This is a genomic window from Rhizobium sp. Leaf371 (assembly GCF_001424045.1).
GTDB lineage: Bacteria > Pseudomonadota > Alphaproteobacteria > Rhizobiales > Rhizobiaceae > Ferranicluibacter.
Genome location: NZ_LMQB01000026.1, coordinates 89,867 through 114,008 on the forward strand (window position 1 = coordinate 89,867; position 24,142 = coordinate 114,008).

General features: G+C 64.6%; 22 protein-coding genes and 1 riboswitch. Of the genes, 10 read left to right on the top strand and 12 right to left on the bottom strand.

Going from position 1 to position 24,142, the window contains the following annotated elements:
* Position 1 precedes the first annotated feature (1 nt).
* On the bottom strand, positions 2-652 hold the full coding sequence (locus ASG39_RS17690) for a thiamine diphosphokinase (RefSeq protein ID WP_062596401.1): 651 nt from the start codon (positions 650-652) through the stop codon (positions 2-4).
* Positions 653-796: 144 nt separating this feature from the next.
* Positions 797-926: riboswitch (TPP riboswitch) on the top strand.
* A 122-nt stretch (positions 927-1,048) separates the two neighbouring features.
* On the opposite strand from ASG39_RS17690, the gene thiB reads away from it, so the two are divergent.
* From thiB to ASG39_RS17710, 4 genes are all read left to right on the top strand, one after another.
* Positions 1,049-2,014: a thiamine ABC transporter substrate binding subunit gene (gene thiB / locus ASG39_RS17695; RefSeq protein ID WP_156468191.1), complete on the top strand. Its 966-nt coding sequence runs from the start codon at positions 1,049-1,051 to the stop codon at positions 2,012-2,014.
* Positions 2,015-2,036: 22 nt separating this feature from the next.
* The gene (thiP, locus tag ASG39_RS17700) at positions 2,037-3,701 is read left to right on the top strand and encodes a thiamine/thiamine pyrophosphate ABC transporter permease ThiP (protein WP_062596403.1); all 1,665 of its coding nucleotides are present in this window, start codon (positions 2,037-2,039) and stop codon (positions 3,699-3,701) included.
* A 56-nt stretch (positions 3,702-3,757) separates the two neighbouring features.
* Positions 3,758-4,462 (top strand): ATP-binding cassette domain-containing protein, encoded by a 705-nt coding sequence (locus ASG39_RS17705; RefSeq protein WP_062596404.1) that lies wholly within the window; start codon positions 3,758-3,760, stop codon positions 4,460-4,462.
* A gap of 279 nt (positions 4,463-4,741) precedes the next feature.
* Positions 4,742-6,262 carry a M48 family metalloprotease gene (locus ASG39_RS17710; protein ID WP_156468184.1) on the top strand — a complete coding sequence of 507 codons (1,521 nt, stop codon included), beginning with the start codon at positions 4,742-4,744 and terminating at the stop codon, positions 6,260-6,262.
* A 90-nt stretch (positions 6,263-6,352) separates the two neighbouring features.
* Here ASG39_RS17710 and ASG39_RS17715 read toward each other — a convergent pair whose 3' ends face one another.
* A complete protein-coding gene (locus ASG39_RS17715; RefSeq protein WP_062477793.1) occupies positions 6,353-7,219 on the bottom strand; it encodes an RNA polymerase factor sigma-32 in 867 nt (288 codons plus the stop codon).
* A gap of 453 nt (positions 7,220-7,672) precedes the next feature.
* Between ASG39_RS17715 and ASG39_RS17720 the strand changes: the two genes are divergently transcribed.
* Complete coding sequence (locus ASG39_RS17720) at positions 7,673-8,179, top strand: GNAT family N-acetyltransferase (RefSeq protein ID WP_062596302.1); 507 nt, start codon at positions 7,673-7,675, stop codon at positions 8,177-8,179.
* A gap of 153 nt (positions 8,180-8,332) precedes the next feature.
* Positions 8,333-8,866, top strand: a complete 534-nt coding sequence (ppa, locus tag ASG39_RS17725; RefSeq protein WP_062596303.1) for an inorganic diphosphatase — start codon at positions 8,333-8,335, stop codon at positions 8,864-8,866.
* A 98-nt stretch (positions 8,867-8,964) separates the two neighbouring features.
* Here ppa and ASG39_RS17730 read toward each other — a convergent pair whose 3' ends face one another.
* Positions 8,965-9,396, bottom strand: coding sequence for an Lrp/AsnC family transcriptional regulator (locus ASG39_RS17730; protein WP_062596406.1), 432 nt, complete (start codon positions 9,394-9,396; stop codon positions 8,965-8,967).
* 115 nt (positions 9,397-9,511) lie between these two features.
* On the opposite strand from ASG39_RS17730, the gene ASG39_RS17735 reads away from it, so the two are divergent.
* Positions 9,512-10,615 carry a saccharopine dehydrogenase family protein gene (locus tag ASG39_RS17735; RefSeq protein ID WP_062596304.1) on the top strand — a complete coding sequence of 368 codons (1,104 nt, stop codon included), beginning with the start codon at positions 9,512-9,514 and terminating at the stop codon, positions 10,613-10,615.
* Between the two features lie 15 nt (positions 10,616-10,630).
* On the opposite strand, the gene ASG39_RS17740 is transcribed toward ASG39_RS17735, so the two are convergent.
* The 8 genes from ASG39_RS17740 to ASG39_RS17775 form a co-directional block, all read right to left on the bottom strand.
* Positions 10,631-12,058 (bottom strand): mannose-1-phosphate guanylyltransferase/mannose-6-phosphate isomerase, encoded by a 1,428-nt coding sequence (locus ASG39_RS17740; protein WP_062596305.1) that lies wholly within the window; start codon positions 12,056-12,058, stop codon positions 10,631-10,633.
* Positions 12,059-12,310: 252 nt separating this feature from the next.
* Positions 12,311-12,715, bottom strand: a complete 405-nt coding sequence (locus ASG39_RS17745) for a F0F1 ATP synthase subunit epsilon (RefSeq protein WP_062596306.1) — start codon at positions 12,713-12,715, stop codon at positions 12,311-12,313.
* Between the two features lie 115 nt (positions 12,716-12,830).
* Positions 12,831-14,291, bottom strand: a complete 1,461-nt coding sequence (gene atpD, locus ASG39_RS17750; protein ID WP_062596307.1) for a F0F1 ATP synthase subunit beta — start codon at positions 14,289-14,291, stop codon at positions 12,831-12,833.
* Positions 14,292-14,314: 23 nt separating this feature from the next.
* Positions 14,315-15,196, bottom strand: coding sequence for a F0F1 ATP synthase subunit gamma (locus tag ASG39_RS17755; protein WP_062596308.1), 882 nt, complete (start codon positions 15,194-15,196; stop codon positions 14,315-14,317).
* Positions 15,197-15,245: 49 nt separating this feature from the next.
* Positions 15,246-16,775, bottom strand: a complete 1,530-nt coding sequence (gene atpA, locus ASG39_RS17760) for a F0F1 ATP synthase subunit alpha (protein ID WP_062596309.1) — start codon at positions 16,773-16,775, stop codon at positions 15,246-15,248.
* On the bottom strand, positions 16,775-17,335 hold the full coding sequence (locus tag ASG39_RS17765) for a F0F1 ATP synthase subunit delta (RefSeq protein WP_062596407.1): 561 nt from the start codon (positions 17,333-17,335) through the stop codon (positions 16,775-16,777). The genes atpA and ASG39_RS17765 overlap by 1 nt, the downstream gene beginning before the upstream one ends.
* Before the next feature lie 255 nt (positions 17,336-17,590).
* A complete protein-coding gene (locus ASG39_RS17770) occupies positions 17,591-17,977 on the bottom strand; it encodes a hypothetical protein (RefSeq protein ID WP_062596310.1) in 387 nt (128 codons plus the stop codon).
* Between the two features lie 96 nt (positions 17,978-18,073).
* Entirely contained in the window at positions 18,074-20,290 is a 2,217-nt protein-coding gene (locus ASG39_RS17775; RefSeq protein ID WP_062596311.1) for a primosomal protein N', read from the bottom strand.
* A 166-nt stretch (positions 20,291-20,456) separates the two neighbouring features.
* Between ASG39_RS17775 and ASG39_RS17780 the strand changes: the two genes are divergently transcribed.
* The gene (locus tag ASG39_RS17780) at positions 20,457-20,915 is read left to right on the top strand and encodes a DUF5680 domain-containing protein (RefSeq protein ID WP_200943901.1); all 459 of its coding nucleotides are present in this window, start codon (positions 20,457-20,459) and stop codon (positions 20,913-20,915) included.
* On the opposite strand, the gene ASG39_RS17785 is transcribed toward ASG39_RS17780, so the two are convergent.
* Positions 20,905-21,849 (bottom strand): GNAT family N-acetyltransferase, encoded by a 945-nt coding sequence (locus ASG39_RS17785; protein ID WP_062596313.1) that lies wholly within the window; start codon positions 21,847-21,849, stop codon positions 20,905-20,907. The genes ASG39_RS17780 and ASG39_RS17785 overlap by 11 nt on opposite strands.
* A gap of 139 nt (positions 21,850-21,988) precedes the next feature.
* On the opposite strand from ASG39_RS17785, the gene ASG39_RS17790 reads away from it, so the two are divergent.
* Both ASG39_RS17790 and ASG39_RS17795 read left to right on the top strand, forming a co-directional pair.
* Positions 21,989-22,924, top strand: coding sequence for a tyrosine recombinase XerC (locus ASG39_RS17790; protein WP_062596314.1), 936 nt, complete (start codon positions 21,989-21,991; stop codon positions 22,922-22,924).
* Between the two features lie 35 nt (positions 22,925-22,959).
* The gene (locus tag ASG39_RS17795) at positions 22,960-24,054 is read left to right on the top strand and encodes a TraB/GumN family protein (protein WP_062596315.1); all 1,095 of its coding nucleotides are present in this window, start codon (positions 22,960-22,962) and stop codon (positions 24,052-24,054) included.
* Positions 24,055-24,142 lie beyond the last annotated feature (88 nt).

Below are 24,142 nucleotides of genomic sequence, written 5' to 3' on the forward strand. Positions count from 1 at the left end.
GTCAGGCTCCTGTCATGTCGAGGGGGCGGGCGAGCAGCATCGCGCGACCGGTGCCGAGCGTCAGCGTCACGGGTCCTTCCGCCACGTTGGAAATGGTGCGCGACGACCCGAAGGGCACCGCGAAACGGGTCAACGGATAACGCGCGCCCGCAATGGAGAGATCGGTCAGCGCATCGAGACCCAGAACGGAAAACAGACAGCCTTTCGGCAGGTCGATTTCGGTCTCGCCGGGAAGAAGCGGCACCGCCTCCTCCTCGCCCGAGGTCAGGACCACGTCGAGCCCGGTCTCGGCAAGCTGCAGAGCGTGCAGCAGGTGCTGGAAAGCATGGTCGCTTCGCTCGCCGCCGAGCGCACCGGCAAGAAGGAGCCGCCGCGCGCCGCGCATCCGCGCCGCCGCCACGGCAATCTCGCCATCGGTCTCGTTCTTGGCAGGCGGATAGGGCTCCCGCGGAACGTGCGGCCAGGCCGCGATCAGCGCATCTGGCGTCGAATCGAAATCGCCGACCCAGAGCTCCGGCGTTAGGCCGATATCCGCCGCATGCCGCATGCCGCCATCGGCGGCGATCACGCGCGTGCCGGCAAGCTGCGCGGCCAGCCGGTCGGTCATCGTCAGCGGCCCGCCGAGCAGGATGGTGAATGCGGTTTCGGTCATGGCGCTGCCATAGCGCGAAGCCGCCGCCGAGGCAAAGGTCAAAGGGCGCAAAAAGCCCAAAGACGTGCGAGCGGCCCGGCGTTTCCATGCCCTGCTCCGCACGCTTCGATCTTGCCAACCTGCAGGACCGCCGCTAGATTTCTCGATGCTCTAACGGGGTGCCTTTCCAACGTGACGATCATTCGTCTCGGGAAGACGGGCTGAGAGGCTGACAAGCCAACCCGCGGAACCTGATCCGGTTTGCACCGGCGGAGGGATTAGACGGCTCGCAAGCGCTATTCCCCTTGAAACCCGTATTTGAAGGAGGCGCGCATGCGCAGCACCAGACCCTTGTCCACAACCCTGCTTTTCACCACGGCTTTGGTTTTGACGGCGGGGCTTTTCACCGCCGGCACGATGTCCACCGGCGCGGCAGCCGCCGAGCCGAAGACGCTGACCGTCTATACCTATGAGAGCTTCACCAGCGAATGGGGTCCCGGCCCGAAGATCGCGGAAGCCTTCGAGAAGACCTGCGACTGCAAGCTCGCTTATGTCAGCGTCGCCGATGGCGTGGAACTGCTGACGCGGCTGAAGCTCGAGGGCCCCGCCTCCAAGGCGGATGTCGTCGTCGGCCTCGACACCAATCTCGTCACCGAGGCCAAGGCCACCGGCTTCTTCGCGCCGCATGGCCTCGACACCTCGGCGCTGACCGTGCCCGGCGGTTTTTCGGACGATAGCTTCGTGCCCTATGATTACGGCCACTTCGCCTTCGTCTACGACACGCAGACGCTGAAGACCCCGCCGAAAAGCATGAAGGAACTGGTCGAGGGCGGCGGCAAGGACAAGATCATCATCGAGGATCCGCGCACCTCCACACCGGGCCTCGGCCTGCTGCTCTGGGTGAAATCCGTCTATGGCGACCAGTCCGCCGAGGCGTGGAAGACGCTCAAGGACCGCATCCTCACCGTCACGCCCGGCTGGTCGGAAGCCTACGGCCTGTTCATCAAGGGGGAAGCGCCGATGGTGCTGTCCTACACGACCTCGCCGGCCTATCACATGGTTTCCGAAAACACCGACCGTTATCAGGCGGCCGATTTCGCCGAGGGTCATTACATCCAGATCGAGGTGGCCGGCCTGACGAAGGCCGCGCGCGATCCCGACCTCGCCAAGGCCTTTCTCGCATTTCTGAGCGGTCCGCAGGCCCAGGCGATCCTGCCCACCACCAACTGGATGATGCCCGTGGCAAAGCCCGGCGAACCCCTGCCGGACGCCTTCGGCAAACTGGTCCAGCCGAAGACGACCTTCCTGATGAGTTCGGAGGAGGTCGCCGCAAACCGCAAGGCCTGGATCGACGAATGGCTCTCCGCCATGAGCCGGAACTGACCTTTTGATGCGCGCCGGTTTCATGGGCGCCGATCGAATCGGTCGCGAACGTCGTCTGACGCGCGGACTGGGCGTTGCGGGCCTTGCCGGCATCGCCCTGTTCGTCGGCGCCGCCATCCTCGCTCTGTCGCTCGCGGCCTCCGGCAACGGCGCGCCCGCCGGCGCCGGTGCGACGAGCGGCATGGCCGATGCCGCCCTGTTCGATCGCTATGTCTGGCGCGTTACCCGCTTCACGCTCGTCCAGGCCGGTCTCTCCACGCTTCTGTCGGTCGCCTTTGCCGTTCCCGTCGCCCTGGCGCTGGCGCGGCGGCGGACCTTTGCCGGCCGTATCTGGATCGTCCGGCTGATGGCGCTGCCGCTCGGCCTGCCGGCGCTGGTCGCAGCCCTCGGCATCGTCGGCATCTGGGGGCGACAGGGCGTTGTCAACGACCTGTTCGCCCTGGCCGATCTCGACCGTCCGATCGCGATCTATGGTCTTGCCGGCATCCTCGTCGCGCATGTCTTCTTCAACATGCCGCTCGCAGTCAGGCTGCTGTTGTCGGGGCTGGAGCGCATCCCCGGGGAATACTGGCTGGTCTCCGCCAATCTCGGAATGTCCCGCCTCCAGCTCTTCCGCTACATCGAGTGGCCGGTCATCCGCGGCCTCCTCCCGGGCATCGCCGGCCTCGTCTTCATGCTGTGCGCCACAAGCTTTACCCTGGTGCTGACGCTCGGCGGCGGGCCCGCCGCGAGCACGCTGGAGGTCGCGATCTATCAGGCCCTGCGGTTCGACTTCGATCCGCCGCGCGCCATCGCGCTTTCGGCCCTGCAGATCGCCGTCACCGCCCTTCTCCTTCTCGTCCTGCGCTGGCTGACCCCGCCGGTCACCGAGGCCCTGACGACCGGCCGGCCCGTGCGCCGCTTCGATGGCGGGTCGCCCCTGTCGGTCCTGACCGATGCCGTCATCGTCGCGCTGGCCGCCCTCTTCGTCGCCGCACCGCTCGCCTCCGTCCTCGTCGCCGGTCTTGCCTCCGACCTGCCAAAGCTTGCAGCCGATACGCAGGTCCATCAGGCCGTGCTCACCAGCCTCGGCATCGCCGCCGTCTCCGCAGGGCTTGCCGTCACGCTCGCCGTCGCCATGCTCACCACCCGCCAGATCCTGCTGTCGCCGCGCCGGCCGGGTCGCTTCGCGCATGTCTTTTCCGGCGGCGTGGCCGCCGGCACGTCGCTGATCCTTCTCGTGCCGCCCGTCGTCATCGGAGCGGGATGGTTTCTGCTGCTGCGCCCGTTCGGCGATGTCGCCCGCTTCGCGCCCGCCGTCATCACCCTGATCAACACGCTGATGGCGCTGCCTTTCGTGACCCGCGTGCTCGCCCCGGCGATGGCCACGCACGCCGCCCGCACCGAGCGCCTGACGACGAGCCTCGGCATCCGCGGCTGGGCGCGCATCCGGCGCGTCGACGGACCCGGCCTGCGCCGCCCCCTCTTGATGGCGCTGTCGTTTGCCGCCGCCCTCTCGCTCGGCGACCTCGGCGCCGTCGCTCTGTTCGGATCGCAGGATATGGTGACGCTGCCCTTCCTGCTCTACAGCCGCATGGGAAGCTACCGCACGACGGATGCGGCCGGCCTCGCACTTCTCCTCGGCCTCGTCTGCGTCGTCCTGACCATCCTTGGAACCGCAGGCGAAAGCCGGGAGCGCGCCGCATGACGTCACAAACGCCACCAGCCGAGCCGACCCCGATCGCCGTCCGTCTCGAACAGGTCATGGTCCGCTTCCCCGCGCATCCCGCCCCGCGAACGCTCCTCTTCGATGCCGCGATCGAAAGCGGAAAGATCACCGCGATCGCCGGCGCCTCCGGCTCCGGGAAATCGACGCTGCTCAATCTGATCGCCGGTTTCGAGACGCCGGATGCGGGCCGGATCAGCATTTTCGGCAGGCCTGCGACCGATGTGCCTCCCGCGCTACGCCCGGTCTCCGTCATCTTCCAGGAGCACAATCTCTTCGCCCATCTCGATATCGCGACCAATGTCGGCCTCGGCATCAGCCCTTCGCTGAAGCTGACCCCAGACGATCGCGCAAGGATCGAACGCGCCCTTGACGATGTCGGCCTGGCCGGATTTGAACGACGGCTTCCGCCGACGCTGTCGGGCGGCGAGCGCCAACGGGTGGCCCTTGCCCGCGCGCTGGTGCGCCGGCGCCCCCTTCTTCTGCTGGACGAGCCCTTTGCGGCGCTCGACCCCGCGCTGCGGCATGAAATGGGCGATCTGCTTGCGGCCTTGCAGAAGAAGGAGGCGAGCACAATCCTCCTCGTCACGCACCACGCGGACGATGTCCGCCGCCTTGCCGATCGCGTTCTGTTTCTCGACGATGGCAAGGTCGCCCTCGACGAGGCGGCCGAAACGTTCCTGAAGCGGACCGGACCGGAGGCCGTCGTCCGCTTCCTCGGCGCCCGTTCCCAAGCCTCCTGAAGACACCTGCCACAATTTGACCGTCCGCCTGTGGCACCCGCACGGACGGGACAGACGGACCCCGGCATCGATGAGGGACAGGACCGGCCTGGCGCCTCTTTTCCGCAAAACCGATCCGCTTTGCGGAATTATGCAGTAGGCACGAGGCCCCCGAATAGGCTAGATCGGGCTCTGGGAAACGGAGCGATTGCACGTATCCAAGGATGTAGGGCGGCTCTGCCGGAACTGCCGTCAAGAGCAGCGTGCGGCACGCCGCCGGACGCGAACATGGGCTGAGGCATGACGGTGAAAGAGCGGAACGAGCGGAACGGCGGACACCTGTCGACCCGTGGCATTGCAGGCACCCTGCGCGCGTCCGTGGCCGGTCTCGCTCTGCTGGCGCTTGCCGGTTGCCAGAGCGCGATCGAGCAGAGCTATGAGCCGAGCGTTTCCCCGTCCGCCACGCCCCAGATCGTCGATGAAGTTCAGAAGAACGATCCCCGCGCCGCGATGGGCGCCCGCGAACATCCCCGTATCGTCGCCAGCTATGGCGGCGAGTACAAGGACGAGAAGACCGAACGGTTGGTCGCCCGGATCACCGGCGCATTGACCGCGGTCTCGGAAAACCCCAACCAGTCCTATCGCATCACGCTGCTGAACTCGCCCGCCATCAACGCCTTCGCCTTGCCCGGCGGCTATCTCTACGTCACCCGTGGCCTTCTGGCGCTCGCCGACGACGCCTCGGAGGTCGCAGCCGTCCTCTCCCACGAGATGGCCCACGTCACCGCCAATCACGGCATCCAGCGCCAGCAGCGCGAGGAAGCCGAAGTCATCGCCAGCCGCGTGGTCTCGGAGGTTCTCTCAAGCGATCTCGCCGGCAAGCAGGCGCTGGCGCGCGGCAAGCTGCGCCTCGCGGCCTTCTCGCGGAACCAGGAACTTCAGGCCGACGTGATCGGCGTGCGCATGCTCGGCGAAGCCGGCTACGATCCTTATGCTGCGGCCCGCTTTCTCGATGCGATGGCCGCCTATAGCCGGTTCTCCTCCGTCGACCCGGAAAACGACCAGAGCATGGACTTCCTGTCGAGCCATCCGAACGCGCCGCAGCGGGTGGAACTCGCCCGGCGCCACGCCCGCGCCTTCGGCCCCGACGGGACGACCGGCGACCGCGGCCGCGACTATTTCCTCGATGGCATCGATGGCCTGCTCTATGGCGACAGCCCGCAGGAGGGCTATGTCCGCGGCCAGACATTCCTGCACGGCAAGCTCGGCATCCGCTTCGACGTTCCCGCAGGGTTCCAGATCGACAACAAGGCCGAGGCCGTTCTGGCGACGGGCCCCGGCGAAATCGCCATCCGGTTCGACGGCGTGGCCGATACCCAGCGCCGCAGCCTGACGGACTATATTGCGAGCGGCTGGGTCACCGGCCTGCAGCCCGACACGATCCACGCCATCACGATCAACGGCCTGGAGGCCGCGACCGCTCGCGCCTCCGCCGATCGCTGGGATTTCGACGTGACGGTGCTGCGCATCGACACCCAGATCTACCGCTTCCTGACCGCCGTGCCCAAGGGCATGCCGTCGCTGGAACCGACGGCCGACGTGCTGCGCAATTCCTTCCGTCGCATGAGCCCGCAGGAGGCCGCAGCCCTCAAGCCGCTGCGCATCCGCGTCATCACGGTGGCCCCGGGCGATACGCTTGCGACCCTCTCGGCCCGGATGATGGGCACCGACCGCAAGCTCGACCTCTTCCGCCTGATCAACGCTTTGCAGATCACCTCGACCGTCAAGCCGGGCGACCGCATCAAGATCATTTCGGAATAGGCCACGCGGCTCGCATCAGACGAGAGCCATCCCATACGAAAAAACCCGCCAATGCGGCGGGCCTCTTCATGCGGGTGGGAACGGGTTTCCTCAGTGGGCCGTCAGCGCCAGTTCCGGCGCCTGGGCGACGAGGGCAACCTTCAGCTTTTCGAGCGCCCGTGTCTCGATCTGGCGGACGCGCTCCTTGGAGATGCCGAGATCCGCACCGAGTTCCTCGAGCGTCGCGCTGTCTTCGGAAAGCCGACGAGCGCGGATGATCTTCATTTCGCGATCGTTCAACTGCTCAAGCGCGTGGCCGAGCCAGTTCTTGCGGCGCTCCTGATCGATCATGTCGGTGACCTGCTCGTCCGGCAGGGGAGCGGCACAGGCAAGAAGGTCGAGACGCTCGCCACTGTCCGAATCGCCGGAGGAGATCGGTGCCTGAAGCGAGGAATCGCTGCCGGAAAGGCGGGCATCCATGGTCTGGACATCGGCAAGGCTGACGCCGAGGGCCGAGGCGATTTCCTCATGCACGGCGCGCGCCGTCAGCTGGCTGTTGCCCTGGGCGAGCTTGGCGCGCAGACGCCGCAGATTGAAGAACAACGCCTTCTGCGCCGAGGACGTACCACCGCGCACGATTGACCAGTTGCGCAGCACGTAATCCTGCATGGACGCGCGGATCCACCACGTGGCATAGGTCGAGAAGCGGACGTCGCGGCTCGGTTCGAAACGGGCTGCGGCTTCCAGAAGACCGATATGACCTTCCTGAACCAGATCGCCCATCGGCAGACCGAAGTGCCGGAATTTTGCAGCCATGGAAATCACGAGACGCATATGCGCCATGGCGATCTTGTTGCGGGCGTCCTGATCCTGGTTGTCCTTCCAGGCCTGAGCCAGCAACTGCTCCTCGCCCCGCTCCAGATAGGGAGCCGCCATGGCAATCTTGATCATGCGCCTGTCTGCAGAAAGATTTTTCATCGGCTACTCCATGACGGGCACGTGACCGTGCCTCCGGGCTGGGCTGTTAGGAGACGGCATTGCAGAGGCGAAACACTTGACCTGCAATCGAGACGCCCTAATTCCGTTGTATGAGACGACGCCAAATAGATGGACACCGGTTTGATCTGGGCCCGATCCGGCGCGTGGCCATTCGATCGGACGTTTCATAACGCCTGTCTTTCGCAAAAGTTCCGCAGCCAGGCGACGATGTGAATCGTGCCGGCCATTTTGTGATCTTTTGGGATCTCGACGCATCCGACAGTGCGGCCATCAGCCGTATCGAACCCCGTTGCGACTGGAAATGTGACGCGGGTTCCCGTGGGCGGCGTAAATTCGCGCTTGCCGATCTGGTTAAAATACCGTTAATTTTGCAGCTGTCGGGCATGATGCCGCGGCACATCAGACGAAGCGGCCAGGGTCAACGCGCGCACCATGAAGACATTGTCCATTGAAGTGCGTCCCGGCATGGCGCGTGAGGCAGCCGAGATCTCGGAGGTCCATCGTCTTTCCTGGCTTCACACCTATTCCGGTCTCATTCCGCATCGCCCTTTGAACGAGATGATCGACCGACGCAATGCGGGCTGGTGGCGCAAGGCGACCGGCGGGCCCTCCACGCTCCTCGTGATCGAGGTGGCCGGCGTGATCGCCGGTTATGCCACGCTCGGCCTTTCCCGTGCCCGCGCGCTGCCACAGGAAGGCGAGATCTACGAGATCTATTTCCGGCCGGAATATCAGGGCATCGGCCTTGGCCGCATCCTCTTCGGCGAGGCGAGCAGCCTGCTGAAATCGCTCGGCTGCCGCGGCCTCGTCGTCTGGTGCCTGGAGGACTGTACCCAGGCCGACCGCTTTTTCCGGAATGCCGGAGGCAACGACATCTGCGAGGGCATGGAGGATTTCGGCGGCAAGAGCCTGAAGAAGATCGGCCACGTCTGGAACTGAGGCGGAGCCTTCCCGGCGCCGCTCCAGCACGATAAACGGACGCTCTTTAACCTCTTTGCTGACAAATGACCGCTTCAAGTCGCCGCTGATATTGCACAACGGCAGGTTTGGCTTTATCGGACGTCAGTCCCACTTCAGGAGCATGGAGGCTTCATGCGTATTGACGCTATCTCGATCGGAAAGAACCCGCCGGAAGACATCAACGTCATCGTGGAGGTTCCCGTTGGTGGCCATCCGATCAAGTACGAGATGGACAAGGAAGCCGGCACGCTCGTCGTCGACCGCTTTCTCTACACACCCATGACCTATCCGGGCAATTACGGCTTCGTGCCGCACACGCTGTCGGATGATGGCGATCCGATCGACGTCCTGATCGCCAGCACGCGCCCGCTCGTTCCCGGCTGCGTCATCAACGTCCGCCCGATTGGCGTGATGATGATGGAAGACAATTCCGGCAAGGACGAAAAGATCATCGCCGTGCCGAGCGCCCACCTGACCAAGCGTTACGACAAGGTCAAGGAATATACCGACCTGCCGGAAATCACCCTGCAGCAGATCGAACACTTCTTCGAGCACTACAAGGATCTGGAGCCCGGCAAGTGGGTCAAGATCTTCGGCTGGAAGGACGCCACCATCGCCCGCCAGCTGATCGTCGAATCGATCGAGCGCGCCAAGACCGCCAAATAGGTCTGCCGTATCGACATGCCTGAAGCCGCGTCCCGCAAGGGGCGCGGCTTTTTCATGCGTGTCTGTTCATATGTCTATGCGCGACAGCGCGACCATGGTTAGCGGCTGATCCGCGTCGACAGCACGATCGACGACAATGTTTTTTCCACGCCTTCGATCGTCCCGATCCGGTCGATGACCAGATCGAGCGCGCTGATCGACGCCGCCTCGACGATAGCGATCAGGTCGAAGCTGCCGCTGACGGAATGCACGATGCGAACGGCCTGCATCGCCTCGAGATCGCGCGTGACGCGCGGCAGCGCCCGGGCCGCGAGCGTGATGAGGATGTGCGCCCGAACGAGCCCACGCTCGTAATCGCTGGAGAGACGCACGCCATACCCCGCGATCACCCCGTCCCGCTCCAGCCGCTCCAGCCGCGCCTGAACGGTCGTGCGCGACAGGCCGAGCTTGCGCGCCAGCATCGCCGTCGGCATCCGCGCGTTTTCGCCAAGCAAAGCCAAAAGCGCGCGATCCCCATCGGATATCGTCATTTCGATCAGCCTCATCGGCGAAGTGCCGAATTATGCCCTTCTTTTTGCACGGATCGGCGCTTCTGGACAATCCTGTTCCGGTGCATGCTTTCCACCAATCAAGAAGGGGAACAGCATGAAGACCATCGTCGTCATCGGCGCCGGCAAGATCGGCGCCACCATCGCACACCTGCTCGCAACCTCGGGCGATTATGCCGTCATCGTCGCGGACCGCAGCGACGAGCAATTGGCGCGCCTCGGCACCCATGCCGCCCTGTCCGTGAAAACCGTCGATATCGCCGATGCCACCGCGATGGATGCCCTGCTGACCGGCGCTTTCGCCGTGCTCAGCGCCGCGCCCTTCCACCTCACGGTCGACATCGCCGCCTCCGCCGCACGCTGCGGCGTGCATTACCTGGACTTGACCGAGGATGTCGAATCGACGCGCCGGGTGAAGACGCTGGCAGAAACGGCAAGCAGCGCCTTCATTCCGCAATGCGGCCTTGCCCCGGGCTTCATCTCCATCGTCGCGCAGGATCTGGCAGCCCGCTTCGATAGCCTCGACAGCGTGCGCATGCGCGTCGGAGCCCTGCCGCAATATCCGTCCAATGCACTCAACTACAATCTGACCTGGAGCACGGATGGCGTCATCAACGAATATATCGAGCCCTGCGAAGCCATCGTCGAGGGTCGGCTGACCGCGGTTCCGGCGCTGGAGGAGCGTGAGGAATTCTCGCTCGACGGCGTGACCTATGAGGCCTTCAACACCTCCGGCGGCCTCGGCACGCTGTGCGAGAGCCTTGCCGGTCGCGTCCGCACCCTGAACTACCGGACGATCCGCTATCCCGGCCATGCCGCGATCATGAAGGCGCTGCTAAACGATCTCGGCCTGCGCCACCGCCGCGAGGTGCTGAAGGATATTCTGGAAAATGCCCTGCCCGCCACGACGCAGGATGTGGTCATCGTGTTCGTCACCGTCTCCGGCCAGCGCGACGGGCGTCTGGTTCAGGAAACCTATGCGAACAAAATCTATAGCGGCGTCGTTGCCGGCCGAATGATGAGCGCCATCCAGATCACGACCGCCGCCAGCATCTGCGCCGTCCTCGACATGCTCGCGGCCGGACATCTGCCGGACCATGGCTTCATTCGCCAGGAGGATATCGGCCTCGACGCTTTCCTTGCCAACCGCTTCGGCCGTCATTACGCCGACAGCCGCTTCACCGAGAAGCTGGCTGGCTGACCCCTGCGGCCGGCTTTAGAGCCGGCCGAACTCGTCGTCGAGACGCACCGTGTCGTCGTCCGAGAGATAGGAACCCGTCTGGACCTCGATCAGCTCCAGCGGGATCTTGCCCGGATTGGCCAGACGGTGCGTGATGCCCTGCGGCACATAGATGGACTCATTTTCGTTCAGCAGCCGCGTCTCGTCGCCCAGCGTGACCTCCGCCGTCCCCTTCACGACCACCCAATGCTCCGCGCGGTGGAAATGTTTCTGCAGCGAGATCTTGCGGCCCGGCGCGATCGAGAGACGCTTGACCTCGAAACGATCGCCGCTGAGAACCGATGCGACGGAGCCCCACGGTTTATAGGACGTGGGATGAACCTCCGTCAGCTTCCGCGTTGCCTCCGAACGCGCCAGCGCCTTGACGATCTGCCCGACATTCTGGCTGTCGGCGAGACGGCCGACATACACCGCATCCTCGCTGGCGATGACGGCGATATCGTCAAGTCCGTGCACGGACAGATGAATGTCTCGCGACAGGACGAGCGAATTGCGCGTGTCCGACACGCTCGCCTTCTGACCGACGACGTTTCCCGCCGCATCCTTCTGGCCGACGGCCCAGACCGAGTCCCAGCTTCCGAGATCCGACCAGGGGAAGGAGGAGGGAACGACGGCCGCGTGCGCCGTGCGCTCGAACACGGCGTAGTCCACCGAGATATCGGGCGCCTTCGAAAACGCCGTCTCATCCAGACGCTCGAAATCGAGATCGCGCCGCGCCGCCTCGACGGCAGCCAAAGCGCAGGCATGCACCTCCGGCTCGAACCGGGCGAGATCGGCCAGGAACAGCCGGATCGGCAGCATGAACATGCCCGAATTCCAGAGATAACGCCCCGTTTCCAGAAGCGACTCTGCCGTCTCCCGGTTCGGCTTCTCGACGAAGCGCGCAACCGTCCGGGCCCCGCCCGCAAGCGCGTCGCCGGTCTCGATGTAACCATAGCCGGTCGCGGGTTCCGTCGGCGTGATCCCGAAGGTCACCAGCATGCCGGACGCCGCCGTATCCCGGGCAAGGCGAATGCAATCGCGATAGGTCTCGTTTGCCTCGATCTCGTGATCGGACGCGAGAACCTGAATGATCGCCTCGTCGCCATGCTCCCGCGCGACGACGAAGGCCGCAGCCGCCAGCGCCGGCGCGGTATTGCGCGCCACCGGCTCCAGCAGGATGGACGCCAGACGCGCGCCGACGGCGTGAGCCTGCTCGGCAACCATGAAGCGGAACTCGGCATTGGTGACGATGACGGCGGGCGCGTAGAGCTCCGGATCGGAGACCCGCTCGAGCGTCTTCTGAAACAGCGACCGATCGCTGAGGAACTGCAGGAACTGCTTCGGCGCCGTCGACCGCGAGAGAGGCCAGAGCCGGGTTCCCTTGCCCCCCGCCATGATGACGGGGACGATCTTTGCCGACATGCCGGTTCCTTTTCATCATTGAAGGCTCGCAAGCCTTCGGACTGCAACGGCGCCGTCGCAGCCGACGCCCGTTCCCTATTGTGCACGCTGCGAGCGCCGTTGCATCGACATACTTTAGGAGAGGTAAGATGCTGTTAACGCACCAACGGCCCGCGACCTCTCAGGTCGAGCGTAGGCGCGCCACGGCGTTGAGCAGGCAGCCTGGAACAGGACACAAAAAAACCGGCCGAAGCCGGTTTTTGCGCGTCTCGTTCAGCCCGAGACCGTTTCGTTGAGCTGCGTCAGCTCGGAGAGGAAATTCTCGATCTTCGTGCGATGCTCGTCGCCATGGTGCGGCTGTTCGAGTTCGGCGCGGGCCGCCTCGATCCGGCGCTCGACCAGTGTGGCGTCGAACTCGCTGACCGGAACTGCGGATTCGGCGAGAACCGTGCAGCCGGTGGGAAGGATGTCGGCAAAGCCGCCGAAGACGACGTAACGGTTCGTCTGGCCCCCAACCGTCTTCACGGTGATGATGCCCGGCTTGATCGTCGTCATGGTCGGTGCGTGATTGGCCATGACGGTCATCTCGCCTTCCGTTGCCGGAATGACCACTTCGCTCACCTGCTCGGACAGCAGCAGACGCTCCGGGGAAACGAGCTCGAGTTTGAAATCAGCCATGATTTTCACTTCTTGTGACGCGGACGCCGATAAACGGCCCTGCGGGTCCCTGACCTCTCGCTCCACCTCACACAGGCAGAGCGACGGCGCGTCGAGGACGCGCCGTCTTTGCTATTTAAGCGGCTTCGGCAGCCAGGCGCTTGGCCTTCTCGACGGCTTCTTCCATGGATCCGACCATGTAGAAGGCCGCTTCCGGGAGATGATCGTATTCGCCGTTGACGAGGCCCTTGAAGCCCTTGATCGTGTCTTCGAGAGCCACCAGCTTGCCCGGCGAACCGGTGAAGACTTCGGCCACGAAGAAGGGCTGCGACAGGAAGCGCTCGATCTTGCGGGCGCGGGCGACCGACAGCTTGTCGTCTTCCGACAGTTCGTCCATGCCCAGGATGGCGATGATGTCCTGAAGCGACTTGTAGCGCTGCAGGGTCGTCTGGACCTTACGGGCGACTTCGTAGTGCTCTTCGCCGACAACCATCGGGTCGAGCATGCGCGACGTCGAGTCGAGCGGATCCACGGCCGGGTAGATGCCCTTCTCGGCGATCGAACGCGACAGAACCGTCGTTGCGTCGAGGTGCGCGAACGAGGTTGCCGGTGCCGGGTCGGTCAAGTCGTCGGCGGGGACGTAGATGGCCTGAACCGAGGTGATCGAGCCCTTGGTCGTGGTCGTGATGCGTTCCTGCATCTGGCCCATGTCGGTGGCAAGCGTCGGCTGATAACCGACGGCCGACGGGATACGGCCGAGCAGAGCGGACACTTCGGAGCCGGCCTGCGTGAAGCGGAAGATGTTGTCCACGAAGAACAGAACGTCCTGGCCTTCGTCGCGGAACTGTTCGGCGATCGTCAGACCCGTCAGAGCGACGCGAGCGCGGGCGCCCGGCGGTTCGTTCATCTGGCCGTAGACGAGCGCAGCCTTGGAGCCTTCGCCGCCGCCATGCTTGTTCACGCCCGACTCGATCATCTCGTGATAGAGGTCGTTGCCTTCGCGGGTACGCTCGCCGACGCCGGCAAACACCGAGTAACCGCCATGCGCCTTGGCGACGTTGTTGATCAGTTCCATGATCAGAACCGTCTTGCCGACGCCGGCGCCGCCGAACAGGCCGATCTTGCCGCCGCGTGCGTAGGGTGCGAGCAGGTCGACGACCTTGATGCCGGTGACGAGGATCTGCGCTTCAGTCGACTGTTCGACGTAGGACGGCGCTTCCTGGTGGATGGAGCGCTTGCCGGACGTGACCAGCGGACCGGCTTCGTCGACCGGCTCGCCGATGACGTTCATGATGCGGCCGAGCGTTTCCAGGCCGACGGGGACCGTGATCGGCGCGCCGGTGTCGGTCACCTTCTGGCCGCGGACGAGACCTTCGGTCGAGTCCATGGCGATGGTGCGAACGGCGTTCTCGCCGAGGTGCTGGGCCACTTCGAGAACCAGGCGGGAACCGTTATTGTCGGTTTCGAGCGCGTTCAGGATCGAAGGCAGCTGGCCTTCTTCGAAAGCAACGTCGACGACGGCGCCGATAACCTGCGTGACGCGGCCGACGGCAGCGGTCGTCGCTGCGATGTAGTTCGGGGTCGCTGTATCAGCCATGTTCTTACCCTCTTGTCCTAACCTTAGAGCGCTTCCGCGCCCGAAATGATCTCGATGAGTTCCTTGGTGATCTGGGCCTGGCGCTGGCGGTTGTAGCTCAGCGTCAGCTTGTTGATCATCTCGCCGGCATTGCGCGTGGCATTGTCCATCGCGCTCATCTTCGCGCCCATCTCGCCAGCGACGTTCTCGAGCAGCGCCCGGAACACCTGGACCGAAATATTGCGCGGAATGAGGTCGCTCAGGATCTCGCCTGCGTCCGGCTCGTATTCATAGATGGCGGCAGAACCGGTATCGGTCGATGCTGCTGCGGGAACCGCGGCCGGGATGAGCTGCAGCGCCGTTGGAACCTGGCTGATCACCGATTTGAATTCGGAGTAGAACAGGGTGCAGACGTCGAACTCGCCCTTGTCGAACAGGCCGATGATCTTCTTGCCGATCTGGTCGGCATTCTCGAAGCCGATCTTCTTGACTTCGCGCAGATCGACCCGGTCGATGATCAGCGAGGCAAACTCGCGACGAAGGATGTCGTAACCCTTCTTGCCGACACAGATGATCTTGACCGTTTTGCCTTCGGCCAGCAGCTTGCGGATATGATCGCGCGCAAAACGCGCGATCTGGCTGTTGAAGCCGCCGCAGAGACCGCGTTCCGCCGTGCAGACAACGAGCAGATGCGTCTTGTCGCGCCCGGTGCCCGTCATCAGCAGCGGTGCCGAATCGTCGGTGCCGACCGCCTGGGCGATGTTCGACAGGACGATGCTCATCCGCTGCGAGTACGGCCGGGCGGCCTCGGCCGCCTCCTGCGCACGCCGAAGCTTCGCCGCGGCGACCATCTTCATCGCCTTGGTGATCTTCTGCGTCGCCTTGACGGAGGCGATCCGGTTCTTCAGATCCTTAAGAGAAGGCATCCAGTATCCGTCCTAGGTAGCGTCTGCGGGTGCGTCTTTCAGCAGGCGATCAGGAGAAGGTCTTTGCGAAAGCGTCGATGGACGCCTTGAGCTTGGCCTTGGTGTCGTCCGAAATGGCCTTTTCGGTGCGGATCGTGTCGAGCACGCCCTTCCCTTCGGAGCGCATGTAGGACAGCAGACCCTGTTCGAACGGACCGACCTTGTTGACGGGGATCTTGTCGAGGTAGCCGTTGACGCCGGCAAAGATCACCGCAACCTGTTCTTCCGTCTTCAGCGGCGAGAACTGCGGCTGCTTCAGAAGTTCGGTCAGGCGTGCGCCGCGGTTGAGAAGGCGCTGGGTCGAGGCATCGAGGTCCGAGCCGAACTGTGCGAAGGCCGCCATTTCGCGGTACTGCGCAAGCTCGCCCTTGATCGAGCCGGCAACCTGCTTCATCGCCTTGACCTGCGCGGCGGAGCCGACGCGCGAGACCGAGAGACCGACGTTCACGGCGGGGCGGATGCCCTGGTAGAACAGGTCTGTTTCGAGGAAGATCTGGCCGTCGGTGATCGAGATCACGTTGGTCGGAATGAACGCCGAAACGTCGTTGCCCTGCGTCTCGATGACGGGCAGAGCGGTCAGCGAACCGGCGCCCTTTTCGTCGGAGAGCTTGGCAGCGCGCTCGAGAAGGCGCGAATGCAGGTAGAAGACGTCGCCCGGATAGGCTTCGCGGCCCGGCGGACGGCGCAGAAGCAGCGACATCTGGCGGTAGGATACGGCCTGCTTGGACAGATCGTCATAGCCGATCAGCGCATGCATGCCGTTGTCGCGGAAATATTCGCCCATCGCGCAGCCGGCGAACGGTGCGAGATACTGCATCGGAGCCGGATCGGAAGCCGTTGCGGCAACGATGATCGAATACTGCAGCGCGCCGCGCTCTTCGAGCACCTTGACGAACTGGGCAACGGTCGAACGCTTCTGGCCGATGGCGACGTAGACGCAGAAAAGCTTTTCGCTTTCCGGGCCGTTGTCGTGAATGGCCTTCTGGTTCAGGATCGCATCGAGAATGATCGCGGTCTTGCCGGTCTGGCGGTCGCCGATGACGAGCTCGCGCTGGCCGCGGCCGACGGGGATGAGGGCGTCGATGGCCTTGAGGCCGGTCGACATCGGCTCATGCACCGACTTTCGCGGAATGATGCCGGGCGCCTTGACGTCGACGCGCGAGCGGCGCGACGCGTTGATCGGGCCCTTGCCGTCGATCGGATTGCCGAGAGCATCGACCACGCGGCCGAGGAGTTCGGGGCCGACCGGAACGTCCACGATGGCGCCGGTGCGCTTGACGGTGTCGCCTTCCTTGATGGCCCGGTCCGAGCCGAAGATGACGACGCCGACATTGTCGGCTTCGAGGTTGAGCGCCATGCCGCGCACGCCGCCGGGGAACTCGACCATTTCGCCCGCCTGGACGTTGTCGAGACCGTAGACGCGGGCGATGCCGTCACCGACGGACAGAACCTGGCCGACTTCGGAGACCTCAGCCTCCTGGCCGAAGTTTTTGATCTGATCTTTGAGAATTGCGGAAATTTCCGCGGCGCGGATATCCATCAGCCGACCTCTTTCAGTGCAAGCTTAAGGCTCGAGAGCTTTGTGCGAAGGGAAGTGTCAATTTGGCGGGACCCGACCTTGACGATCAAACCACCGAGAATAGACGGATCGACGGTGACGTTGATCGCCACCTCTTTGCCGGTGACGCCCTTGAGCGCCGCCTTCAATTCAGTCTGCTGCTGATCGCTCAGCGCATGGGCCGAGGTGACCTCGGCGGAAACTTCGCCACGATGGCGGGCGGCCGTCTCGCGGTACGACCGGACGATGCCCGGGACGGCGAAGAGACGGCGGTTGCGGGCGACGACCTTGAGGAAGTTGCCGACGAGACCGGTGAGACCGGCCTTGGCGACGATCGCGGAGATCGCCTTGAACTGGTCGTCAGCCGAAAAGACGGGGCTGAGAATGAGGCGCTTGAGATCGGCGCTCTCGTCGATCATCGCCTGGAAGCGATCGAGATCGCCCTGCACGGCATCCACCGAGCCGGCTTCCTGCGCGAGATCGAAAAGCGACGACGCGTATCTTTCTGCAACACCGGAAATCAGGTCGGACGTATTTGCCACGGGCGCGCTTCTCTTGCTGCGATCCAAGAGCGATCTTCGGAGAACCCGAAAACCGAACACTTTGAATTTGTTGCTATATCCTCAAGGACATCCTGGCCTGACAGGCCCGGCTCCCCCACGAAGTCGGGGTTCGTCTAGCATAGGAAAAGTGGACTCGCAACACGCGAGGAGAGCGATTGCATGATCCTCGGGCCAAATTCTGCCCAAAAGCAGGAGTGTGATGACCTCGGCGAGGTGTAATTGACAGGCCGCGCTCTATAAGAAGCCGAAAACATAGGCCAGCGGCAGGATTGCCAGCACCATCTGCACGAGAACCAGAAACCAGTTCACGACCGTGTTACCTTGGTCCGACAGCATGGACAGAATGCGTCCAAAGGCGGCAAGGGCAAATGCCGAACCGAGCGCGAGGTACACCATCGGCTGGGCCAGCACGATCGCGGCAAGGCCGAGACCGAGCGGAAAGCCGCCAAGCGTCGAGCGGGCCTCCGCATAGCCGCCGCGCCGGCCGTCCCTTAGAGCGAGCCCCATCGCCCGGAACGAGAGGCCCGGCGCGAACAGGAAAAACAGACCCATCACACAGGTCGCCACGGCACTGAGGAAGGCGAGGAACTCGCCGGTCTCCGTCGGTATATACAGATCCATCGCCGCGATCCCATGCGCCTGTCGTTATCCGGCAGGAGGCCGGCCTGACATGATCTAGTGCATGTGCGCGCGAAAGGGAATCGCGCGGGTGGGGCCTCAAAGGAAACTTTGCGGATCGATATCGAGCTGGACGGCCACCGAGCCGCGCACCTTTGGCCCGGCCGCGATCATCGCCCGCATGAAGGCCTGCATGTCGCTGTTGCGCCGCCCATGGACGAGAAGCCGGAAGCGGTGCCGGCCGCGAACGAGCGCCAGCGCCGCTTCGGCCGGCCCGAGCACGGTAATGCCGGAGACCTGGGGCGCCGCCTGGCGCAGGCCGCGCGCATGCGTCTCGGCGTCGACACGCGTATCGGCCGAGACGATGACGGAGGCAAGCCGCCCGAACGGCGGCAGCACCGCCCGTTCCCGTTCGCCGATCTCGCGCTCGTAGAAGGCCTCGGCATCGCCCGACACGATCGCCTGCATCACCGGATGCTGCGGCTGGTAGGTCTGCAGCAGCCCGCGGCTCTTCAGGCCGGTTCGCCCGGCGCGGCCGGTCACCTGGCTTAGAAGCTGGAAGGTCCGCTCGGCCGCGCGGGGATCGCCATTGGCAAGCCCGATATCCGCATCGACGATCCCGACGCAGGTCATCATCGGAAAATTGTGCCCTTTGGCGACGAGCTGCGTGCCGACGACAATATCCGCCTCGCCCTTGGCGATGGCCTCGAGTTCCAGCCGCAGACGCTTCACGCCCATCAGGTCGGAGGAGAGCACGATGGTGCGCGCGTCCGGAAAATGCCGGTCCACCTCCTCGGCGATCCGCTCGACGCCCGGCCCGCAGGCGACGAGATGATCGAGCGTGCCGCAATCCGGGCAGGCCTCCGGCGTCCGCTCGGCATAGCCGCAATGATGGCATTGGATCTGGCTGCGGAACCGGTGCTCCACGAGCCAGCTCGAACAATTGGGGCACTGGAAACGGTGCCCGCAGACGCGGCAGAGCGTCAGCGGCGCATAGCCTCGCCGGTTGAGGAAGAGAAGCGCCTGCTCGCCCTTCTCCACCGCCTTGCCGATGGCCGAAAGAAGCACCGGCGACAGGAAGCCGCCGCGTTCCGGCGGATGCCGGCGCATGTCGATCAGCCCGAGATCGGGCATCGCCGCCGCGCCGAAACGGCTGCGCAGATGGATCGGCCGGTAGCGCCCGACCGCGCCATTGACGCGACTTTCCACCGACGGCGTCGCCGACACGAGCACGACCGGGAAATCGCCGAGCCTTGCCCGCACGACGGCCATGTCGCGCGCATTGTAGAACACGCGGTCTTCCTGCTTGTAGGCGGGGTCGTGCTCTTCATCGACGATGATGAGGCCGAGATCCTCGAACGGCAGAAACAGCGCCGAGCGCGCGCCGGCCACCACGCGCACGCCGCCCTCGCACACCTGCCGCCACACCTTTTCGCGGGTGCGGGGTGCGAGATCCGAATGCCATTCGGCCGGCTTTGCGCCGAAGCGCTTTTCGAACCGATCGAGAAACGCGGCCGTCAGGGCGATTTCCGGCAGCAGAATCAGCACCTGCCGGCCCTGCCGCAGCGTCTCGGCGATCGCCTCGAAATAGACCTCCGTCTTGCCGGACCCGGTGACGCCGTCGATCAGCGAGACGGAGAACACCTTCTGCGCGGCCGAGGCGATCAGCGTGTCCGCCGCCTCGCGCTGGATCTCCTCCAGGGCGGTCACGGCATAATCCGCATCCGGCGCGGCCACCACCGGCGGCGGCGGCATGAAGGTGGTCTCGAACACGCCTTGGGAGCGCAGCCCTTCCACGACGCTTGTCGAGACACCGGCGGCATGGGCAAGGCCCGAGCGCGTCCAGAACAGACCGTCGGCCGCCATGTCCACCACGCGCGTGCGTGCCGGCGTCATCCGGTCCGGCCGCCGGTCGGTCAGCCGCAGCCCCTCTACCATCGGCTCGGGCTCAAACGCGGTCGGCACGCGCAGCGCCATGCGCGCGACCAGCCCGGGCGGCGACAGCGTGTAGGCCGCGACCCAATCGAGAAAGGCGCGCATATCTTTGGAAAGCGGCGGGCAGTCGAAGACCTGCGTGATGGCTTTCAGCTTCTTCGGATCGACGGCCGGTCCGTCGATCGCGTCCCAGACGACGCCCGCGACCTGTCGCGGTCCGAGCGGCACCTGCACGATCGAGCCCGGCTGAACCGCCATGCCCTCCGGCACCAGATAGGAATAGGCCTTGTCGGCGGGCATGGGCACCAGAACCGGCACGACCCTGCCCGGCGCGTGCGGGCGCGCCTCGTCCCCGAACAGATCAATCGAATCGGCCGTCATTGCGTTTGACCTTGCCCGCCCGAGACCGGAAAGAAAAGAGCCGCAGCCCTTGCTCCCGCCACGCCGGGCGCCCTTGAGAATGCCCGTGCGTCTCCCAGAAATTTCACTTGAAGGATAGGGCGTTTGTCATACAGTCCATTTTGTTCACTTTATGTTCAAGGGCGCTATCATGGATGCATTGCTCGATTTTATAGTGGAAGCCAAATCGAAAACCTATGTCGGCGACAATGTGCCATCTGCCGCATGCCGCCCGGCCTCTCACGATATCGCGTATGAACGCGGAGCATGGCGCTATCTCGACAGCTATTTCGGCGGGACGGATTTCCTCAGACAGGAGGTGGTCTGGTGGAAGGGTGAGCCGGTATGGGCCATGAACTATTATGGCCGTGTCCTTATGCCCGACCTCATCGACGCGGTCGTAGCCGGCACCGTTATCCGCGACGCGTTATCGGCGCTGTACCGGACCGGGCGTTTCCTCGGAGAATATGACCATCGCTCGGGCATCTACGATTACACAGATCGGAGCACCACGAACCTGGAGAGCTTTATCGGCATCGAGCGGATCCACGTCGGCGAGAACGAGGTCTACAGGCTCGATTACCACGGCGGCCTGATCAAACCGTGAGACGGTTGCAACCGGCCGGCTTTGGCTGGCAGACAATCGGCTCGAACACCGCATCGCCATTGCGTGCGAGATCCGTCACCGTATGCCGCTCCAGGGCTTGGGTGACCTCGGCCGTATCTCCGTCCAGCGCCTCCGGCGGAATGAGATGGCCGACGGTCATGTCGAAGACGTTGCCCTTCTTGTTGAGCAGCTCGTGGAACACGGTCATGTCGCGCAGCTCGGTCGACCACTTCGCCAGCCAGTAGAACAGGCCGGAATTGCGGGCCTGCATGTGGACCGGCAGGATGGCGAGGTTGTGCTTGCGGGCAAAGCCGACGACCGAGGTCTTCCAGGGCCGCTCGTTCAGCCGGCCGTCCGCCCAATAGGCGATGCGGCCGGAGGGAAACAGGACGGTCGCCTTTCCTTCCGCGATCGCGCGGTTCGTCACCTGCAGCGTTTCGCGTGCCTTGAGCTTGCTCTTGTGCTCGTCGCGCCATTCGACCGGAATGATCATCTCGACGAAGCGTGGATTGACCCGGATCGCATCGCGATTGGCAAAGAACATCATGTCCGGCCGGCGGGTTTTGAGAAGGTCGAACACCGCCACGCCGTCGGCAATACCGGTCGGGTGGTTGCTGACGAGGAGAAACCCGCCGGTCCGCGGAATCCGCTCCTCATGCGCCACGCGAATGTTCAGCGACAGTGTGTCGCTCAGATATTGAAAGGCCTGGAAGCCGGGCAGATTGGCCACGCCGTTGGCAAATTCGAGCGCCTTGCGGTAGTTGAGGAGCGTGTACAGCGCCGGCCGCATGACGGGCCAGAGCGGGTGATGGACGATCCGCTGCCCGCGTTCGGCAATCAGCGTGTCCACGATATGGCCCGGCTGGCCGTGCGAGACGAGCGACACCGCTTCCGCGAAACCAGTGAGACCGCCTGCCGAACCTCGTCTTGTCATGATCGTCCCGCCGCCGCGCCTCGCATAGCTATCGCAAAAGAATATGATTGAGCGATGACGGATTCCAAGGGGATGTTAGCAATTCGGCAAGACCTGTGCGCCCAGACTTGATGCCGACAGGGCAGGCGACAGGTTTCACATGAACGAGTTTCTGGTAATCGGCGATGCCGTGCTGATGGCCGAGCGGGAAGCATGGCTGAAGGCGCTGGCGAACGAGCGACGGCTGGCGGACAACACGGTCGAAGCCTATGAGCGCGACACGCGACAATTCCTCGCCTTCCTCACCGGACATCTCGCCGGCCCGCCGAAACTCTCGGACATCAAGGCGCTGCGGCCGGGCGACCTGCGCGGTTTCCTCGCCACCCGACGCAGGGACGGCGCGGGCGCCCGCACCCTCGGCCGCGGCCTTGCCGGCCTGCGCTCCTTCCTGCGCCACCTGGAGCGCAAAGGACTGGTCAACGCCGCCGGCGCCGGCGCGGTTCGTTCGCCGAAACAGCCGAAATCGCTGCCGAAGCCGCTGACCGACACCGACGCGCTGGCCGTGGTGGCGAGCGACGCGCAGCTGAGCGAGGAGCCCTGGATCGCCGCGCGCAACGAGGCGGTTCTGACGCTGCTCTACGGCTGCGGCCTGCGCATTTCCGAAGCGCTCGGCCTCACCGCCGACGATGTCGCGGGCACGCCGCGCGCGCTGCGCGTCACCGGCAAGGGCGGCAAGACCCGCATCGTGCCGCTCATCGCGCCGGCGCTCGATGCCGTGAACCGCTATCTCGCACTGTGCCCCTATGCCGCCGAGGGCAACGACCTGATCTTCCGCGGTGCCAAGGGTGGCGTTCTGCAGCCGGCGATCATCCAGCGCGAGATGCAGCGCCTGCGCGGCGCGCTCGGCCTGCCCGACACGGCAACGCCCCATGCCTTGCGGCACTCCTTCGCCACCCATCTGCTGGCCGGCGGCGGCGATCTGCGCACCATCCAGGAACTGCTCGGTCATGCGAGCCTCTCCACCACCCAGATCTACACCGGCGTCGATTCCGCCCGCCTGCTCGACATCTACGACCGCGCTCATCCCCGCGCCTGAGGCGACGCCTGCGACCGCCAAGAAAAGGACGACCCGTGCGAGCCACGACCCCGACGACCCGCTCCCCTTCCGCGCCTCTTGGCCGTTTCCTGCTCGACAGCCTCGTTTCTCTTGCGGCCCTCCTGCCCGTCCTGTTGCTGGCCGCGCTCGTCGCCGGGTTTCTCAGCATCGGCCGCGCCCATGCCGAAGAGGTAGCCTGTAAGGGGGTGAACCTTCTCGAAGGCTGGGCAACAACCGATCCGGCCCGCGTCAAGAGCGTCGAGGCCGAGGCCGCGCGCGTGGTCAACGGGATGGGCAAGTTCTGGAAGATCGAGAAGCCGGGCGTGCCCGCGTCCTACCTTCTCGGGACCATGCACGTCACCGACCCGCGCGTGCTCGCCATGCCGGAGGGTGCGCCGGACGCCTTTGCAGGTGCCGCCACCGTCATCGTCGAATCCGACGAGGTTCTCGACGAGACGAAGGCCCGGATTGCGCTGATTTCGGACCCGAGCCTCACCATGTTCACCGATGGCAGCACGATCGAAACCTATCTCGATGCCGACCAGAAAGTGATCCTGACCGAGGGCCTGAAAGCCCGCGGTCTGCCTTTGCCCACCGTCGCCCGCATGAAGCCGTGGATGATCGCAAGCTTCGTCTCCCTGCCGCCTTGCGAACTGAGCCGGAAAGCCGGTGGCGCGCGCTTTCTTGACCAGAAGCTGGCGCAGGACGCGGTGTCGCAGGGCAAAACGCTCAAGGGTCTGGAAACCATCGTCGAGCAGATCCGCGCAATCGACGGTCTGCCGATCGCCTTTCATATCTCGGCTCTGGTGGAGACGCTCAAACTGGGCTCGCTCGTCGAGGATGCCATGGAGACCACCACGGATCTTTATCTCGAGGGCCGCATCGCCACCATCATGCCCATGCTGAAGGCCGCTTCGCAAACCGTCGACGACAGCGACTCCGAACAGCAATCCGTTGCCTTCGAGCAGCGCATCATCACCGATCGCAATCATGTCATGGCCACCCGCGCCGGTCCGAGCCTCGACGCCGGCAACGTCTTCATGGCGGTCGGCGCCCTGCACCTGCCGGGGCCGGAAGGCGTGGTCGAACTCCTCCGCAAACAGGGCTTCACGCTCACCGTCCTGCGCTGATCCCTGCCGGACAAAGAGAAGCGCCGCCTCCGGAGACCGGAAGCGGCGCTTTTTCATGGCATGAACGGCGGGACGGCCCGGCTTACTG